At 63.0% G+C, this 18,561-nt stretch carries 15 protein-coding genes and 1 pseudogene; 15 read left to right on the top strand and 1 reads right to left on the bottom strand.

Annotated elements, in window-relative coordinates; genetic code table 11:
- Positions 1-437: 437 nt before the first annotated feature.
- Both LG306_RS02595 and LG306_RS02590 read left to right on the top strand, forming a co-directional pair.
- Positions 438-782 carry a helix-turn-helix transcriptional regulator gene (locus LG306_RS02595; RefSeq protein WP_404417949.1) on the top strand — a complete coding sequence of 115 codons (345 nt, stop codon included), beginning with the start codon at positions 438-440 and terminating at the stop codon, positions 780-782.
- A gap of 271 nt (positions 783-1,053) precedes the next feature.
- Positions 1,054-1,808, top strand: a pseudogene (locus LG306_RS02590) (IS5 family transposase); the annotation flags it as partial.
- 595 nt (positions 1,809-2,403) lie between these two features.
- On the opposite strand, the gene LG306_RS02585 reads toward LG306_RS02590, so the two are convergent.
- Entirely contained in the window at positions 2,404-2,535 is a 132-nt protein-coding gene (locus LG306_RS02585) for a hypothetical protein (RefSeq protein WP_404417947.1), read from the bottom strand.
- A 641-nt stretch (positions 2,536-3,176) separates the two neighbouring features.
- On the opposite strand from LG306_RS02585, the gene glmS reads away from it, so the two are divergent.
- From glmS to LG306_RS02520, 13 genes are all read left to right on the top strand, one after another.
- A complete protein-coding gene (glmS, locus tag LG306_RS02580; protein WP_404417944.1) occupies positions 3,177-4,991 on the top strand; it encodes a glutamine--fructose-6-phosphate transaminase (isomerizing) in 1,815 nt (604 codons plus the stop codon).
- A gap of 27 nt (positions 4,992-5,018) precedes the next feature.
- Positions 5,019-6,965, top strand: coding sequence for a polysaccharide biosynthesis protein (locus LG306_RS02575; RefSeq protein ID WP_404417941.1), 1,947 nt, complete (start codon positions 5,019-5,021; stop codon positions 6,963-6,965).
- Positions 6,962-8,290 carry a Vi polysaccharide biosynthesis UDP-N-acetylglucosamine C-6 dehydrogenase TviB gene (gene tviB / locus LG306_RS02570; RefSeq protein WP_404417938.1) on the top strand — a complete coding sequence of 443 codons (1,329 nt, stop codon included), beginning with the start codon at positions 6,962-6,964 and terminating at the stop codon, positions 8,288-8,290. Before LG306_RS02575 ends, tviB begins: the two co-directional genes overlap by 4 nt.
- Before the next feature lie 59 nt (positions 8,291-8,349).
- Positions 8,350-9,612 (top strand): lipopolysaccharide biosynthesis protein, encoded by a 1,263-nt coding sequence (locus LG306_RS02565; protein WP_404417935.1) that lies wholly within the window; start codon positions 8,350-8,352, stop codon positions 9,610-9,612.
- A gap of 192 nt (positions 9,613-9,804) precedes the next feature.
- Positions 9,805-10,764, top strand: a complete 960-nt coding sequence (locus LG306_RS02560) for a RimK family alpha-L-glutamate ligase (protein ID WP_404417932.1) — start codon at positions 9,805-9,807, stop codon at positions 10,762-10,764.
- Positions 10,764-11,891 (top strand): glycosyltransferase, encoded by a 1,128-nt coding sequence (locus LG306_RS02555; protein ID WP_404417929.1) that lies wholly within the window; start codon positions 10,764-10,766, stop codon positions 11,889-11,891. The genes LG306_RS02560 and LG306_RS02555 overlap by 1 nt, the downstream gene beginning before the upstream one ends.
- The gene (locus LG306_RS02550; RefSeq protein WP_404417926.1) at positions 11,857-12,906 is read left to right on the top strand and encodes a hypothetical protein; all 1,050 of its coding nucleotides are present in this window, start codon (positions 11,857-11,859) and stop codon (positions 12,904-12,906) included. Before LG306_RS02555 ends, LG306_RS02550 begins: the two co-directional genes overlap by 35 nt.
- Positions 12,907-12,925: 19 nt before the next feature.
- Positions 12,926-14,071 carry a glycosyltransferase gene (locus LG306_RS02545; protein WP_404417923.1) on the top strand — a complete coding sequence of 382 codons (1,146 nt, stop codon included), beginning with the start codon at positions 12,926-12,928 and terminating at the stop codon, positions 14,069-14,071.
- A gap of 14 nt (positions 14,072-14,085) precedes the next feature.
- Positions 14,086-15,111, top strand: a complete 1,026-nt coding sequence (gene galE, locus LG306_RS02540) for a UDP-glucose 4-epimerase GalE (RefSeq protein ID WP_404417920.1) — start codon at positions 14,086-14,088, stop codon at positions 15,109-15,111.
- The gene (locus LG306_RS02535) at positions 15,108-16,262 is read left to right on the top strand and encodes a glycosyltransferase family 4 protein (RefSeq protein WP_404417918.1); all 1,155 of its coding nucleotides are present in this window, start codon (positions 15,108-15,110) and stop codon (positions 16,260-16,262) included. The genes galE and LG306_RS02535 overlap by 4 nt, the downstream gene beginning before the upstream one ends.
- A gap of 2 nt (positions 16,263-16,264) precedes the next feature.
- Positions 16,265-17,263, top strand: coding sequence for an NAD-dependent epimerase/dehydratase family protein (locus LG306_RS02530; protein WP_404419620.1), 999 nt, complete (start codon positions 16,265-16,267; stop codon positions 17,261-17,263).
- A 27-nt stretch (positions 17,264-17,290) separates the two neighbouring features.
- Complete coding sequence (locus LG306_RS02525; RefSeq protein ID WP_404417915.1) at positions 17,291-17,938, top strand: sugar transferase; 648 nt, start codon at positions 17,291-17,293, stop codon at positions 17,936-17,938.
- Positions 17,935-18,558, top strand: coding sequence for an acetyltransferase (locus LG306_RS02520; RefSeq protein WP_404417912.1), 624 nt, complete (start codon positions 17,935-17,937; stop codon positions 18,556-18,558). Before LG306_RS02525 ends, LG306_RS02520 begins: the two co-directional genes overlap by 4 nt.
- The last annotated feature ends 3 nt before the right edge of the window (positions 18,559-18,561 follow it).

The raw sequence follows: 18,561 nt of genomic DNA, 5'->3' as shown, positions 1-18,561 counted from the left end.
TTACGCCAGCGCCCGACCCGTGAAGATGCGAGTGGCGGCCGAGGAGCACCGCCCCAGCCGCCCCTTGATCCGAGGTCGGCATGCAACTGGCGCCTGCGCCGGACCGGTGTCAGTCTGGCGATCAGCTTCCGCTCACTACGCGCGTCTCATCCGAAGTATTTGGCGCACGCTCGTTGACAGACAACAATGGGAAGCCGACACACATTGGGTCCGCATAGGGTTTGGCGTTGGCTCGCGACTGTTGACAAAGCACTCTACCTGGGTCCGGTGTCATTGTTGACTTCATCATTACTTCGCTCCATAGGGCCGGCAGACATCCATGTCACGGTGACCGTACGATGCGCTTTCGCAGTGCTGAACCCAAACCTCTGGCGGAGGGCGCTCGTGCGACTGGGTTGCGCCGGGCGAGCCTGGTGGAGAGCGTCGCAATCCAACTGATGAGCGAGCCGATCAACACCGATGGTCTTCGGAAGGTTCAGGCCGCCGGCGAAGGCCGACCGGTGAGCCTGCCCGGCTGGCCATTGATGCTGACGCGCGCTGAACTCTGCCAGTATCTGGGTGTCTCCTGGAGCACGTTGAAGAGGGTCCTGACGGTCGCCCCCGTTGATATGGGCGCAAACGTCATCAGGTATAGCCGAGACCAGATCAACACGTGGGTGGCGAGCCGCCCTGCACTTGGCCGCGCCACGCCTCGCGTGCGGGCGCCCAGGATCGAAGAGATTCCCAGCGATTGTGCGGCTGACGCACTGGAACGGGCACGCCGCCGCGGAAGCAAACGCTGATGGATGTGCGATATGTTCAACGCGTCAAGCGCAGTAATGGGCGCGTCGATCTCTATTTCCGGAAAGGGGACTTCCGGCGCGGTCCCCTGATGTCGGCCGACAACTCGCCGGAACTCCAACAGGAGGTGGATGCGATCTTGGCTCAGATGGCCGCCGCCGCTGCTGCTGCCGCTAATCCCGCCCCGGAGACTGTGCGGGGCGCCATGAGCCGTTACAATCGCAGCGCCGAGTTCGTTGGCCTAGGCTCAGGACCCATTGATGTGAGGCGTTCATGAGCGATCTGTATTGGCTGACGGACGAGCAGATGGCGCGGCTGCGGCCGCATTTTCCCAGGAGCCACGGCAAGCCCCGGGTTGACGACCGGCGGGTGCTGAGCGGGATCATTTTAATCAATCGCAATGGGCTGCGCTGGCGTGACGCGCCCGCGGCGTATGGACCGCACGAGACGCTGTACAATCGCTGGAAGCGGTGGAGCGAGGCGGGCGTCTTCCTCAGGATGATGCAGGGGCTGTCCGCCCCGGAGACCGAGCATCAAATGGTGATGATCGACGCAACCTATCTCAAGGCGCACCGCACGGCTTCGAGCCTGCGGGTAAAAAAGGGGGCGTCGGACGACTGATCGGGCGCACCAAGGGCGGCATGAACACCAATCTTCACGCCCCCACCGACGCCAACGGGCGTCCGATCAGCCTGTTCATGACGGCAGGCCAGGTCAGCGACTACACGGGCGCCGCGGCCATGCTGGACGGCCTGCCCAGGGCGCGGTGGCTGCTGGGCGATCGGGGCTATGACGCCGATTGGTTCAGGGACGCCTTGCAAGCCATGGGCATCACACCCTGCATCTCTGGCCGGAAGTCCCGGAGCGAGCCCGTCCGCTACGACAAGCGCAGATACAAACGGCGCAACCGAATAGAGATCATGTTCGGGCGGCTGAAGGACTGGCGGCGGGTCGCCACCCGCTATGACCGATGCCCGACCGTCTTTCTGTCCGCCATAGCCCTCGCAGCCACAGTGCTCTTCTGGCTAAGAGTCCTGAGCCTAGGAAGTCACCGCACTCAGAGCTGGCGCTTTTCCCCGCGCAGCCGCGCGGCCCGGCCTCACAGTCTGCGCCGGGTGCCTGCGCTCGACCGCCAACTCTCAGACCGCTCGCCGCTTGCGCGTCAGCTGGACGTCTACGCCATGACGTAGACGGACCCCGGCGCCGCATGATTCATCCGCCGCCACGAATGCCACCCCCAAGTCCGTCAGAATGGCGATCAGCAGCTTGGCGTTTGCGCGTGTGATTGGCGACAAGTCATTGGTGCCTTCCGCACGCTTGATTGTGTTGGCCGCTAGGCCGCTGCGCTCGGATAGCTCCTTCACTGACAGTTTGAGCAGGCCTCGCGCCGCCCGAAGTTGGGCGCCGGTCGGATGATCGGGGTCGTGTTCGCGGCGTTTCGACTCTTTGGCCTAAGTCCGAATTCGTGGTCCCAGTCTGATAACGGAGGCAATCTGATCATGCTGAGTCCTACGCCGCAATGCCCGACCCACGGGCCCAACCTTCGCCGGGACCGCCGTCGGCGCCGCCCGGCGCATGAACTCACCTGGGCGACGGGGCTGTCCCGATGGAGCAGCGTCGGCATCAGCGACGCCCTGCCATATTCTCCAGTCGGATGCCGACGGCCCTGGCGGCCGCGAGCGCCTTGGCGAGTTGGGCCGTGGCCTTGCCCGCCTCCAGCTCCACGATGAAGCGCTCGCCCGTTCCGATCGCCAAGGCCAAGTCGCGCTGGGTTAGGCCGAGGGCCCTACGAGCCTCGGCGACCTGTCGACCGAAATCCTCTGCGGTGACGATTATACGCGCTCTTCCCGAGCGGGGAGATTGCTCTGGAAAACGCCCGTCGGTCAAGGTCGATCTTCCCGCCCGGGAAGATTAGGGGCAAAGATGCGCGAAAAGCAGCGAAATCTTCCCGATCGGGCAAATTTGGCATATCATGGCCAATCATGGGCAGACCCTCGCGGAGGGCGCTCAAAGACCGTCTAACTCATCGAAAAGAATGGTGGACGCGACAGGGATTGAACCTATGACCCCTGCGATGTCAACGCCAGACTCTGTAGGAAAATCAACGACTTGAAATTCCCTCGAGTCCAAAAAACCCCAGAAAAACAATCAGCCCGCCCACGTTAAATGGGCGTTTCCTGGGCCGGCAGACCCACTGCCTGGCGCGCCGCGCGAGATCAGCTTAACCAGCTGTTATGTTAAACGTTTCTCGACCTTAGACAAGGCCGCCGCGGCAAGTCGACGATCGCCGTCGCTTGTTCGTGCAACCGCCGGTGAAATGGCTTGACGGCGCAATCTGGAGTCCCTATGAAGCCGCGTCTAGGCGCGAGGCGCTGTTGTGGCGAGCGCACGGAAACATGTGCGGCATCATTGGGATCGCGGGCGACGGGCCTGTCGTTCCGCGCCTGCTCGACAGCCTGAAGCGGCTGGAATACCGGGGTTATGATTCCGCCGGCATCGCCGCGGTGGTGGACGGCAAGGTTGAGCGCCGCCGGGCCAAGGGCAAGATCCGGGCGCTGGAAGAGGTGCTGGCGGACGAACCGCTGAAGGCCACCGTCGGCATCGGCCACACCCGCTGGGCGACCCACGGCGCGCCCAACGTGCCCAACGCCCACCCGCACAAGGCCGGGCGCGTGACCCTGGTGCACAACGGCATCATCGAGAACTTCGCCGAACTGAAGGCTGAACTGGCCGCCCAGGGCCATGTGTTCGAGAGCCAGACCGATACCGAGGTGGTGGCCCATCTGCTCGACGAGACCCTGTCGCAGGGTCTGGCTCCGCTCGACGCCTTCAAGGCGACGCTCGACCGGCTGACCGGCGCCTATGCGCTGGCGGTGCTGATCGAGGGCGAGGACGGGCTGATCCTGGGCGCGCGGCGCGGCAGCCCGCTGGTGGTCGGCTGGGGCGAGGGCGAGATGTACCTGGGCTCGGACGCGCTGGCGGTCGGCCCCTTTACCCAGAAGATCTCATACCTGGAAGAGGGCGACCATGTCGCCGTCGATCGCTCCGGCGCGCGTATGTTCGACGTCTCCGGGGCGGGCGTCGAGCGGGCGGTGGTCCAGGTCTCGGCCTCCTCGGCCATGGTCGAGAAGGGCGAATACCGCCACTTCATGGAAAAAGAGATCCACGAACAGCCCGACAGCGTCCAGCACACCCTGTCGGAATACCTCGACCTGGTGACCGGCAAGGCCAGGACGGGGACGATCGACTTCGCCGCCCTCGACCGCATCCAGATCATCGCCTGCGGCACCGCCTTCTACGCCGGCCAGATCGGCCGCTACGCCTTCGAGAAGCTGGCGGGCCTGCCGTGCGACGTGGAGATCGCGTCCGAGTTCCGCTACCGCTCCCCGGCGGTCGGCAAGACCACCCTGGCGGTCGCCGTCAGCCAGTCGGGCGAGACCGCCGACACCCTGGCCAGCCTGACGTGGTGCAAGCGCCAGGGACTGCGCACGGCGGCGGTGGTCAACGTCCATTCCTCGTCGATGGCGCGCGAGGCCGAGGTGCTGTGGCCGACGCATGCGGGGCCGGAGATCGGCGTCGCCTCGACCAAGGCCTTCACCGCCCAGGTGGCCGCGCTTCTGGCGCTGGCGGTGGCTGCCGGCGTCGCACGCGGCCGCATCGACGCGGCGCGGGAAGCCGAACTGGTCAAGGCGCTGTTTGAAAGTCCGCGCCTGATCGCCGAATGCGCCGAGCATCACGCCGACATCGAGGCCGTGGCGCACGACCTCGCCAAGGCCCACGACGTGCTGTTCCTCGGGCGCGGGGCCATGTTCCCGCTGGCCATGGAGGGCGCGCTGAAGCTGAAGGAGATCAGCTACATCCACGCCGAGGGTTATGCCGCCGGCGAGCTGAAGCACGGCCCCATCGCCCTGATCGACGAGGAGACGCCGACGGTGGCGCTCGCGCCGCTCGACGACGTGTTCGAAAAGACCGCTTCCAACCTCCAGGAAGTTTCGGCCCGCGGCGGCCCCGTCATCATGATCGCGCCCGAGGCCGCCCCGGCCCCGCACGGCGCCAGAATCCGCCGCATCACCGCCCCGAACTGTCACCCGCTGATCGCGCCGCTGGTCTACGCCGTGCCGGTGCAACTGCTCGCCTACTACACCGCCGTCCACAAGGGCACCGACGTCGACCAGCCCCGGAACCTGGCCAAGTCGGTGACGGTGGAGTGACCCTGCGCGTGCTGGAGGCCTGCTGACATGCCGCACCGCTTCAAGGCGCCCGCGCGCTATGGCGTCACCGACGCGTCCAAGTTCGCCGTGCACGTGGGCGTGCTGTTTGTCGCGTTTCTTGCGGCCTATGAGATTCGCCGCGCCCTGCCGCTCGCCTGGTGGATGAACAGCAGCGAGGCGGTCCGCGTAGCGGGCTGGGCCGTGCTCTATGCGGTTATCGGCGGCGGCATTGAACTCGTCGCCAAGACCGAGCGATCCGCCTGGCGCTTCACCTCCTTGAGGGATCTCTTGGCCATCAGCCGCAGCCTGCTGGCGGTCATGGCGCTGTTCCTGCTGGTCGTGTTTGCATTCGATCGCGGCCTGCAGCTGCCGCGCTCGGTTCTGGTGCTGGCCTTCCTCTTCAGCCTCCTGGGGCTGGCAGGGCTCCGGGTCTGCTGGCGTCTGGCGCACAATCCCCATCTGCTTCAGGGGGCGGCGACGGGCGGAGCGAGCCTCTCAGATGCGCGCGGCGCCTCGGGAAAGACGCCCATGCTGGTGGTAGGCGACATGCGCTCGGCCGACGCTCATCTGCGCCCGATCCTTGCCGACACCCGCTCGCCCTATCGCCCCATCGGCATCATCACGCCAAATAAAGGCGAGAAGGGACTGAGTCTGCACGGCGTGCCGGTGCTGGGCGTGATCGGCGAATGGCGCCTGCCGGAGCCGACCCCCGAGGGGCCAAAGTACGCCGTCCTGTTTCTTGATGATCCGGTTCAGGCCTGGAACATCAGCCCCGCCCGTATCGGAGAGGCGCGCCGGGCGGGCCACACGCTGCTGCGGCCCCGGTTGCTGGTGGACCTGGCGGCGTCCGACTCCGCGACCGACTCCCTGAAGGAAATTCCGCTTGAGGAGTTCCTGCCGCGCAGCCCCATCCGGCTCGATACAACGGCGGTTCACGCGCTGATCAAGGGCAAGCGGGTGCTGGTGACCGGCGCCGGCGGCAGTATCGGCTCGGAGATTTGCCGCCAGGTCGCCGCCTTCGGCTGCGCCCACCTGGCCCTGCTGGACCATTCGGAGTTCGGCCTGTTCAAGATCGATCAGGAGATCGCCGGCGCCCATCCGCAGCTGTCCCGGCGCGAAATCATCTGCGACGTGCGCGACCGCGATCGCGTGACCGCTCACATGGCCGAAGAAGCGCCCGACATCGTCTTCCACGCCGCCGCGCTGAAGCACGTGCCCATCGTCGAGAACCACCCGATCGAGGGCGTGCTGACCAATGTGGTGGGCACCTGGAACGTGGCGGAGGCTGCGCGCGAGGCCCGCGTGCCGCACATGGTGATGATCTCCACCGACAAGGCGGTCGACCCCTCCAACATCATGGGCGCCACCAAGCGGCTGGCCGAGGCGGTGGTGCGCGGCCTGCACGGCCAAGGCGGCGACACCGGCTTCAGCGTGGTTCGCTTCGGCAATGTGCTGGGCTCGGCCGGGTCGGTGGCTCCCATTTTCCAGGACCAGATCCGGCGCGGCGGCCCCGTCACCGTCACCCACCCGGAGGTCGAACGCTATTTCATGACCATCCCCGAGGCGGTTCAACTGGTGCTGCACGCCACGGCCGAAAGCGCCGCCCGACCGCGGTCTCAGCCCAGCGTCTTTGTTCTGGACATGGGCGAGCCGGTGAAGATCGTCGAAATGGCGCGCAACATGATCTCGCTGCACGGCCTGAAGCCGGACGTGGACATCCCCGTGGTCTTCACTGGCCTGCGTCCCGGCGAAAAGCTGACAGAGGAACTGGTGGACTCCAGCGAACGCATCCTGGCCCGGCTGGACGCGGTGTGGGAGGTCGTGGACCAGGGCGCGTCAGCCGTCATGACTGAAGATCAGGTCAAAATGCTCGAGTCGGTTGCGCGTAGCGGCGTCGAGCCCGAGGTCCGCCGCGTTGTTCATGACCACGTGTCCCGGCTGCGGGGCGCCGCCGTTCAGCCGGAGGCGGTGTGACTGAAGCCGCTCCATCTCAATTTGACCGTGAGGATAATCTCCCGATGTTTGCTCCTCCCGCCACGCCCCGGATCGCCGTTCTGGGGCTCGGCTATGTCGGCCTGCCTTTAGCCGCTGCCTTTGGCCGGTTGGAGGCCACCGTCGGCTTTGACATCGACGAGGGCCGTATCGCGGAACTGCGTGAGGGCCATGACAGAACCTTGGAGCTGGACGGGGACGAACTGGCGGCCGCCGCGCATCTGACGCTGTCCTCTGACCCGGCCGCGCTGTCGACGTGCAACGTCTTCATCGTCACCGTGCCGACGCCGATCGACGACAGCAACCGCCCCGACCTGACCGCGCTCAAGCGCGCCAGCGAAACTGTTGGCCGCGCCTTGAAGCCGGGCGACGTGGTCGTATACGAGTCCACCGTCTATCCCGGCGCCACCGAGGAGGACTGCGTTCCGGTGTTGGAGCGCGTCTCGGGGCTCAAGTTCAACACGGACTTCTTCGCCGGCTACAGTCCCGAACGCGCCAACCCGGGCGACCGCGAGCACCGGCTTGCCACCATCACCAAGGTCACGTCCGGCTCGACGCCCGAGGTCGCCGACTTCGTGGACGCCCTTTACCGCCGCGTGGTGACCGCCGGCACGCACAAGGCGCCGTCGATCCGCGTGGCGGAGGCGGCCAAGGTGATCGAGAACACCCAGCGCGACCTTAACATCGCCCTGGTCAATGAACTGGCGATCATCTTCAACCGTCTGGGCATCGACACCCAGGCGGTGCTGGAAGCGGCGGGCACCAAGTGGAACTTCCTGCCCTTCAGTCCCGGCCTGGTGGGCGGCCACTGCATCGGCGTGGACCCCTATTACCTGACGCACAAGGCCCAGCAGGTCGGCTACCATCCCGAGGTCATCCTCGCCGGCCGTCGCATCAACGACGGCATGGGTCGCTATGTGGTGTCGCAACTGGTCAAGGCCATGCTCAAGAAGCGCATTCACGTCGACGGGGCGCGCGTGCTGATCCTCGGCCTGGCCTTCAAGGAAAACTGTCCGGACCTGCGCAATACCCGTGTGATCGACATCGTGCGGGAGTTGAAGGAGTACGGTGCCCAGGTCGACGTTCACGATCCGTGGGTGGATCCTGAAGAGGCGCGTCATGAATACAGGATTGAGTTGATCGAAACACCCGAGGCGGGTGCATATGACGCGATAGTCCTGGCAGTCGCGCATCAGCAGTTTCGAAGCATGACCGGAGGGCAAGTTGCCAACCTTGGTAAGCCGAACGCCCTCGTTTACGATCTTAAGCAGGGTTTCGCTTCGGAAGACTGTGATCTGAGACTGTGACTCGGCCGACAGGCGTCAGATCCGCGCGCGCGGCTATAACACGCGTTCTGTCCGTTCCGATGTTTGGGAATCTTGCCGCCGTCATCAGCGGGACAGCGGCGGCTCAGGCTGTGGTGTTTGCCTTCTCGCCTTTGATCACACGCATCTACAGCCCCGAAATCTTCGGGCTGCAGGGAGTTTTCCTGTCTCTGATCAGCATCCTGTCCCCGGTGATCGCCCTGCGATATCCAATGGCCATCGTCGTGGCGAACGACGAGGGGGACGTCCAGCACCTGTCGCGCTTGGCCATTCTCATCGCCTTTGCACTATCCGTGCTCCTCGCTTTGGCGCTAGCGCTCGGTCAACGGCCCGTCTCTGTCCTTCTGGATGCTGAAGGTCTTGGCTTGTTGATCTGGTTCCTGCCATTGGCCTTGTTCTCAGTCGCCCTTCAGGACGTGGCGGATTTCCGCGCGGTTCGATCAGGCGATTTCAGGCTCGTGGGCAAGGTGACGGTGGCTCAAGCCTTCCTCGCCAATCTGGCGCGGGTCCTGGGGGGCCTCGCCTTCCCGTCCGCCGCCACGCTGGTTGTCGTAACCTCGATTGCGCCAACTTTGCAGGCCCTGATGCTGACGTGGGGCGGCCGGAAAACGCGCTCCGCCAGAGGACCGACGACCACGCGAGGCAAGGCGCGCGCGCTTCTGAGGGCCCACAGAGATTTCCCGCTTTTCCGCATGCCGACCGACGTGCTGAACGCCGCGTCGCAAGCCATGCCGGTGATCTTGTTGACGTCGCTCTTTTCGCCGGCCGCGGCGGGGCTTTATGCCTTGACTCGCAGCGTCCTGAATCTGCCGACAAACATCATTGGCGCGGCAATGGGCAATGTAATTTACGCGCGTTTCGCCGATTTAGCGAGGGAGAACCGCAGCGTCACGCCCTTGCTGCTGCGATCGACAGCCGCCTTGCTTCTCCTGACGCCTCCAATCCTCGCGGCGACGTGGTTCGCCCCAACAGTTTTCGCCTTCGTGTTCGGAGAAGAGTGGCGTGGAGCCGGCGTTTACGCCCGCTGGATGGCGTTGTGGATCGGGATCGCATTAGCGAACATCCCTGCTGTCAAACTGGCGCCGGTGATCAAGGCCCAAGCGTATCTTTTAGTCGCAAACATCTTGATGCTGGCGCTCAGGGTGGTTTCAATCGTCTGGGTCGCGCGGCTGAATGGGACCGCCGGCATGGCGGTGGCAGCCTTCTCCGTGGCCAGCGCCTTTGGAAACGCCGGGCTGATAGGCGGCATGATGATCGCCGCTCGCCGTTATGAAAACGCTCGTAGGAGAATGACGTTCATATAGATCCGGTGCCCGCAAATCTGATGCCATATCTGTGATTCGGCCCCCGCCGGTCATTGTTTATGGGGTTTGTGTCAGCGGATCTGTGAGAAAGAACAGTCACTGCTTCAGGTGGAAGAGAGAAGTATGTTAGCTATACACAGCAGAGACGGCTCCTTCTCGGAGGGATGGATATCGTACTGCCGAGAGCACGATGTGCCGTTCAAGATTGTTGACTGTTATCGGCCTGATATCGTCGAACAGACTCGCGGCTGTTCGGCGCTCATGTGGCACTGGGCTCATAATGATCCGAAGGCGGCCTTGTTCGCGCGTCAACTTACCCTCTCACTGGAGAAGAGGGGGATGGTTGTCTTCCCCGACTCCGCAACATCCTGGCATTACGACGACAAAGTCGGTCAAAAGTACCTGCTTGAAGCGATCGGCGCGCCTTTGGTCCCCACGTGGGTTTTCTATCGAGCCGAGGAGGCGTTGCGCTGGGCCGAGACGACCACCTATCCGAAGGTATTCAAGCTGCGTGGCGGCGCCGGCTCGATGAATGTGCATCTGGTCCGCTCGCTTGGGGAAGCGCGCGGCCTGATCCACCGTAGTTTCGGCGCGGGATGGTCGGCCGCAGGATCTCCGTGGGCGCCGATTCGCGAACGTCTGTGGCACATCCGCCGCGATCGGACCATGCGCAGTGTTTTGGATGTCGGGCGCGGCATTTATCGAGCCGTGTGGCCTCACCCCAACTATAGAAATGGCCCTATGCAAAAGGGCTATGCCTACTTCCAGGAGTTTCTGCCTGGAAACAGCTACGATCTCAGGATCATAGTCATCGGTCATCGCGCTTTCGGCATCAAACGAATGGTGCGGGAGGGTGACTTTCGTGCATCGGGAAGCGGCAAGCTTGTCCACGATCCCGCATCCATATCCTTGGAATGTCTAAAGGCCGCATTCGCGGTCAAGGATACGCTCGGAGCCCAGTCAGTAGCCTTCGACTTCATGTTCAGGAACGACATCCCGCTCATCGGAGAGATCAGCTACGCTTTCGCCCTGAATGGATACCGAGATTGTCAAGGCTGGTGGGACCAGGACCTGAATTGGCATGAGGGGCGTTTCCGCCCGGAAGAGTTCATGATTGAAGATGTCCTGGCGCGGGTAGAGGGGCAGAACTGATGCCCGTCAAGCACGTCGCCATCTACATCCCCTCTCTCCGGGGCGGGGGGGCCGAGCGGGTGATGGTGACTCTGGCCAACGGCTTCGCCGCGCGCGGTCATCGAGTCGATCTCGTGCTCGTGAAGACCGAGGGACCCTATCTGAAAGAAGTGGCGGACAATGTTAGGATAATTGATCTGAACAAGAGACGCGCCCTCGATAGCCTGACCCCTCTCGCGCGCTACATTCGCCGGAATCGCCCGGACGCCATGCTGTCGGCGCTCACCCACGCCAATGTCATCGCCATCCTGGCGCGCAAATTCGCACGCGTGAAGATGCGCCTCGTGGTCAGCGAGCGCAGCAGTCTCACCCGAGGCTCGGGCGCACGGGCAATGCGCTTGTGGCATCTCCTGATGCGCGTTTTCTACCCTTCGGCTGACGCCGTGGTTGCGGTCTCCCGCGGCATGACTTCACAGTTGGTGGAAGGTCTCGGCCTCGCCGCGGAACGCGTCACGGCCATTCCCAATCCAGTGGACATCGCCACGATACAGCATCTGGCCAAAGAGCGGCCACAGCATCCGTGGTTGGCGTCCGGACAACCACCCATCATCCTGGCGGTCGGTCGTCTGACGTTGGCCAAGGATTATCCGATCTTGCTCGAAGCTTTCGCTCGCCTGCGCGGCGCGGGGCGAGAGGCGCGGTTGGTCATCTTGGGCGAAGGGGAGTTGCGCCCGGCGCTGGAGCGACGCATCGCCGAACTGGGCCTGTCGGACTCCGTTGCACTACTCGGCTTCCAGCCCAATCCCTTCGGCTGGATGGCTGCCTGTCGAGTTTACGTCCTATCCTCCCGTTTTGAAGGTTTTCCGAACAGCCTAGTTCAAGCCATGGCCTGCGGCGCCCGAGTGGTCAGCACCGATTGTCCGACTGGTCCAAGCGAGATCCTGGAGCACGGCAAGTGGGGCCGCCTTGTTCCGCCTAGGGATGTGGACGCGCTGGCTGAGGCTCTGGTTGCGGCGCTCGCTAATACAACGTGGCCTGATGCTACGAAGCGCCTCTCCGCCTACGATGTGGATATAGTAGTCGCCGATTACCTCCGCATCCTGGACGATGAGGTTGAAGATTCTAATCAGCCGAAGTTCGCGTTTTGAGCATATTCTGATGCCAGATTCACGTAATGCAATCCTCGACACTCCAATATCGCGATTATATTGGCTAGTTGCTCTATTGTTTGCTGCGCTTTATGTCACAGTGCCGTGGCCAGATATATTTTTCCGTATCTACGGTCACGCTATGTTAGATCGCACCGTATACCAAATTCAAATCGAGTCGAACAACCTTCGCGGTGATTACTCCGGTTTCTCCGATCCGCTGTCACTGTTAACCAGTGAGTACCTGTGGAGCCGCACACTGCGGTGGCTTTACAGCGACCTCTCCCTCCCCGTATCGTTGATATTTTTGCTCATATCTTTTACAAGCATACTTATATTTAGCCTCACGTTGCTGAGAACGCTGCGTTGGTACTGGTTAGTTGCCTTGGTAAACCCGTTGGTTGTGGACTTAGCGTTCTCTCAGCTTAGGCTTGCCCTCGCCATTTCTATCATGCTGATCGTTTACCTATCAGTTCGAGCGGGTTTACTGAGGCGCCTAGTATTGGCAACGGCCTCCACGATGATCCACACGGCAACAGTGCTATTCGTAGCAATGTATCTGGTCTCAGTGAGCGCATCTAAGCAGGTCGCGCATCTGCGAGAATATCGCGCACTAGCCATGGCGATTGGCACGGGTTGCCTGATCTCCCTCGCTATCGGACCTGCCCGGGAGATCATCCTCACACAAATAGGAGATAGGCGAGCTATTTACGTCGATATCGCCAGCTCGCCCTTGTACTTGTCCTTCTGGATTATACTTTTGTCCATTCTGGTTATAAGGTGGCGAGCTATCGGAGGATCTATCGAAGCTTCCATCGCTGTGATAGTTCTTTCTCTAGTCACCAGCAACATCTTCACGGGGAGTTACTCCACTCGGTTCATCGCAGCAGCCTTCCCTTTCATAGTCATTTCCATGGCGCGCCTCGACGGAATAGTAAAACCCTTGACTGTATTGATGTTCCTAGCTTATGTAATATTCCAATGGTTCTACTGGCTTAGGCTGGTGGTGGTCTAACGGCGCAACGCGGTGACGCATGAAGTCTGTCCTCCACATTATCACCGGTCTCAACGACGGCGGCGCCGAGGCGGTGCTGTATCGTTTGTGCACTCATGACCGCGCCGACCGGCACAGCGTGATTTCCCTGAACGGCGGGGGCAAATACGGGCCGATGCTGGAGGCGCTGGGTGTTCCGGTGACCGGTTTGGACATGCCTCGGGGGACCGTGACCTTGTCCGGGTTGCGGCAGCTGTGGAAATGCTTGCGCGCAGCCAAGCCAGACGTCATCCAGACCTGGATGTATCACGCCGACTTCTTGGGCGGCGTCGCGGCGCGACTTGCGGGCCAGCGCAATATAGTTTGGGGCATCCATCATTCTACGCTGGAGCCGGGCAAGAGCCCGCGCAGCACGATGGCCGTGGCGCGGATATGCGCCTTCCTGTCGCGACTCGTGCCCCGCCGGATCATCTGCTGCGCCGAAAAGGCGGCTTCGGTGCACGGCGCGCTTGGCTACGATCGTTCGCTTATGGAGGTCGTGCCCAACGGCTATGACCTGGCAGTGTTCTCTCCAAATCCTGCCGCCGGGTTGGCCGTGAGACAAACCCTTGGCAAAGGGAAAGAGGAGCGCGTCATCGGCTTTGTCGCCCGGTTCGATCCGCACAAGGACCATGACAACCTGCTGCTGGCCCTTCGGCGATTGGCCGATCGCGGGTTGTGCCCACTGTGTCTGTTGGTCGGAACCGAAATGGATGAGCACAATGCGGTGCTGCTGGAGCGGCTTAGGGACTTGCGCCTGCTCGACCGGGTCCGCTTGCTTGGGCGCCGCAACGACATCCCAGCTGTCATGAACGCGATGGACCTGCACGTGATGTCCTCGTCCGGCGAGGCATTTCCCAACGTTCTGGCCGAGGCGATGGCCTGCGGCACGCCTTGTGTTTCAACGGACGTGGGTGACGCGGCCGTCATAGTGGGCGAAACTGGCTGGATTGTGCCGCCCAGCGACCCAGACGCTCTGGCGGACGCCATCGAACAAGCGCTGCAAGAGCGCGAACATCCCGAGTGGCAAGCCCGAAAACATGCCGCACGCCAACGCGTGCAAAGCCGCTTCTCCATTGATCGCATGGTGGACAACTATCGCTCGATCTGGTTTGGCGATGAGGAGCTGCGCGCCGATGGGGCGTAGGGCCGGGGGCTAGCGTGCACATTCTTCTGACTGGCGGGGCCGGTTACATCGGTTCGCATGTCCTGGTCTGCTGTCTGCAGGCGGGACATGAGGTGACGGTGCTGGACGATTTCTCCAATAGTTCGCCGGAGGCGCTGACGCGTGTGCAGGCTCTCACCGGGTGCACGATGAAGGTCATTCGCGGCGACGTTCGTGACGCCGCGCTGCTCCGCCGCATTTTCCGCAATGATCGCGTCGAAGCCGTGATGCACTTCGCCGGGTTGAAGGCTGTGGGCGAGAGCGTGCAGCAGCCGCTCCGCTACTATGACGTAAACGTCGGCGGCAGTGTCGCTCTCGCTCAGGCCATGGCGGAGGCGGGCGTGTTCCGGCTTGTCTTCAGCTCGACCGCTTCGGTTTATGGCGATCAGACCAAGATGCCGCTCGACGAAAGCAGTCCTCTTGGGCGGCCGGCCAGCCCCTATGGCCGTTCTAAGCTGATGGTCGAGCAGGTCCTGTCTGACCTGTGCGAATCTGACCCGCGCTGGTCGGTGGCGGTGCTGCGCTACTTCAACCCTGTCGGCGCTCATCCTAGCGGTCGCATCGGCGAGGATCCGCAAGGCGAGCCCGCGAACTTGGTCCCATACCTCATGCAGGTTGCGGTCGGTCAGCGGAAAGAGCTGTTGGTCTTTGGCGACGACTATCCCACGGCGGACGGTACGGGCGTGCGCGACTACATCCACGTCATGGACCTGGCGCAGGGGCACCTCGCCGCGATGGAGCGGATCACGAAAGTCTCCGGTTTCGACGTGCTGAACCTGGGTGCCGGCCGGGGCTACTCTGTCCTTGAGGTCATCCGGGCCTTCGAACGCGTGAGTGCCCAACAGCTGCCCTTTCGTGTGGTAGACCGCCGCGCCGGAGACACGGCTCAATGCTGGGCCGACCCGGCACGGGCGGAGCGACACCTGGGATGGCGCGCTCAGCTCAGCCTTAACGAAATGCTGGCGGACCATTGGCGATGGCAGGCGGCTAATCCGCAAGGATACAGGAAAGGCTGGGCATGAAGATTGCAGTTGTCGCGCAGAATGCTGGATCCCTGAGTAACTTTCGCGGTCCGCTCCTCGCTGCATTGCTGAGTCGAGGGCATCACGTTCTAGCCTTTGCGCCCGATTTCACCGGGGAAAGTCGAGCAGCGATGCACAAGCTCGGCGTTCAACCGATCGACTGGCCGCTGTCGCGTACCGGCATGAACCCCCTACGCGATCTTGGCTCTGTAATCAGTCTATGGCGTCTGCTTCGGCTGCACCGCCCCGACGTGACACTAGGCTGCATGATCAAGCCCGTGATCTATGGCACCCTGGCGGCCTGCCTCGCGGGGGTTCCTCGACGGTATGCGATGATCGAGGGGCTGGGCTACGCCTTCACTGCTGATCAGGATGCCGGTGCGCGCCGGCGCATCGCGCGCCTCCTCGCAACGCTACTGTATCGCGTTGCCCTAAGACTCGTCGAGCGCGTGATCTTCTTGAACCCGGACGACCGGGCGGAGTTCGTGGACGGCGGCCTTGTCCGCGCCGATCGGGCTGTGGTGCTGGGCGGCATCGGACTGGATCTCGATGAATGGCCATATGCAACTCCGCCTGAGGCGCCGGTGACCTTCCTTATGGTCGCCCGCATCCTTAGGGACAAGGGCGTCGAGGATTACGTTGCCGCCGCCCGAATAGTGGCTGAAGATTTCCCTGGTGCGCGGTTCATCTTGCTCGGTTCTGCGGACGACAACCCCACAGGTATCCCGGTCTCCGAGGTGCAAGCGTGGGTGGATCGGGGATGGATCGAGTGGCCAGGCCAAGTAGACGTGCGTCCTTGGTTCGCGCGCGCCAGCGTGTTTGTCCTCCCATCTTACCGAGAGGGGGTGCCCCGTACTACTCAAGAGGCTATGGCGCTCGGCTTGCCGGTCATCACTACGGATGTCCCTGGGTGCCGAGAAACAGTCGTCGAAGGCGTGAACGGCTTTCTTGTGCCACCACGCGATCCTAAGGCCGTTGCCAGAGCCATGCGACACTTCATCCAACACCCGGAGACTATCGTTCCCATGGGCATTGAAGGCCGTCGTTTAGTTGAGGAGCGGTTCGATGTGCACGTTCAGAACCAGAAACTGCTGGCGTTCATGGATTTAGATGGTGCGGCTTGTGACGTCGCGCGAGCAGGGGCAACGTGAACATGCGATATCTGATCACCGGCACGGCTGGGTTCATCGGCTTCCATCTGGCCCGTCGCCTACTGGCGGACGGGCACGATGTGCTGGGGATGGACAACTTCTCGCCCTATTACGATCCGGCGCTGAAGGAAGACCGAAACGCCATGCTCGAAGGCCACGAAGGCTTTCGCGTGGCGCGGCTCGCGCTGGAAGACGCGTCGGCCCTGAACACAGCTTGGGAGGCCTTCCAGCCCGAAGTCGTGGTGCACCTCGCCGCCCAGGCGGGTGTGCGTTACAGCATCGACCATCCTGAGGCCTATGTGTCGGCCAACCTTGTCGGCACGTTCAACGTGCTGGAGGCTGCGCGCCGATTCCAGCCCCGCCACCTGCTGGCAGCCTCGACCAGCTCGGCCTACGGCGCCAACACCGAGATGCCGTTCAAGGAGACGGACCGCGCCGTCCACCCCATTACTCTGTACGCGGCGACCAAGGGGGCGACCGAACTGATGGGGCACAGCTACGCCCACCTGTTCGGGGTTCCGACCACCTTCTTCCGCTTCTTCACCGTCTACGGCCCCTGGGGGCGCCCGGACATGGCGCTGTTCAAGTTCGCAAAGGCGATCCTCGCCGACGAACCGATCGAGGTCTACGGCGAAGGCGAGATGTCACGCGACTTTACCTTCGTGGATGATTTGGTCGAATCGATCGTGCGGCTGGCTGGCGTGGTTCCTGACGAGTCGAACCGGGTCGAGGGCGACAGCCTGTCGCCGGCGGCGCCGTTCCGGCTGGTGAACATCGGCGGGGGTAAGCCGTCGCCGCTGATGGACTATATCGGCGAGCTGGAACGGGCGCTCGGCCGCACGGCCACGAAGACCTTTCTGCCGATGCAGGACGGCGACGTGCCCCACACCACCGCCTCGGCCGAGCTGTTGGAACGCCTGATCGGCTACAAGCCCAAGACCCCGATCAGCTTGGGCGTGCCCGCCTTCGTCGGCTGGTTCCGGCAGAGGTACAATGCCTAGGACTGCCCAAGAAACGACAGCATAAACATGCCCCGCGCCACCTTCACCTCCGCGCCTGGATCGCGGCGCGGCTATGACCGACTCAAGCGCATCATGGACGTGGTGATCAGCCTGGGCGCCCTGATTGCCTTGTCGCCGGTGCTGCTGACCATCGCGTTGCTGGTGCGCGTGCGACTGGGATCGCCGGTGCTGTTCCGTCAGGTGCGGCCTGGTCTCGGCGCGCGGCCGTTCGAGATGATCAAGTTTCGCACGATGCTCGATGCGGTCGGCTCGGACGGTCATCCGCTGTCGGACGCCGAGCGGCTGACGCTGTTTGGGCGATGGCTCCGTTCCACCAGCCTAGATGAGCTGCCCGAACTCTGGAACGTACTGAAGGGCGACATGAGCTTGGTTGGGCCCCGCCCACTTTTGCTGGAGTATCTGCCGCTATACTCGGCGGAGCAGGCGCGGCGACACGAGATTCGTCCCGGCGTCACCGGGTGGGCCCAGGTGAACGGTCGCAACGCCATCGCTTGGCAGGACAAGCTCGCCATGGATGTCTGGTACGTCGACAATCGATCCTTCCTGCTGGACCTAAAAATCTTGCTGCTGACCGTTAAGAAAGTCGTCTTGAGGGAAGGCATCTCGTCGGAGGGGCACGCGACCATGGAACGGTTCACGGGATCGGAAAAATGACCGAGCGCTTAGCGGTCTTCGGCGGTGGCGGACACGGCCAGGTCGTGGCGGACTGCGCCGAGAGGTGCGGCTTCGGTCAGGTAGACGTGTTCGACGATGATGCATCCCGCTCTTCAGCGGGCCCGTTTTGCATCGTCGGGACGCGTGCCGATCTAATGAGGCGCGTCGCCGACTATGACGGCGTGGTCGTCGCCATCGGGAACAACACGGCCCGAATCAAATGCCAGCGGGCGCTCGAGGTCGCAGGCGCGCGCATGGCCGTGCTCATCCATCCCAAGGCGACCGTCAGTCGGCACGTTCGTCTCGGCTCAGGATCAGTGATCCTCGCTGGTGCCGTGGTCAACATCGGAGCCGATCTGGGTCGGGCGACGGTCGTCAACACCGGTGCGACGGTGGATCACGATTGCAGCTTTGCCGATGGGGTGCACGTGGCCCCTGGGGCGCACCTTGCCGGAGGCGTCGTCGTAGGTGAGGCTACGTGGATTGGAGTCGGGGCCGTGATCCGGGAATATTTGACGATCGGAAACCGCGTTTTTATCGGCGCCGGGGCCGTGGTGATCAAATCGCTCCCTGACGGGCTGACAGTCGTCGGCAATCCTGCCCGTCCTTTGCAACGATAGATC

This window comes from Brevundimonas vesicularis (genome assembly GCF_044807075.1).
Classification (GTDB): Bacteria; Pseudomonadota; Alphaproteobacteria; order Caulobacterales; family Caulobacteraceae; genus Brevundimonas; species Brevundimonas vesicularis_G.
This window is presented reverse-complemented; position numbering and strand designations above follow the sequence as displayed.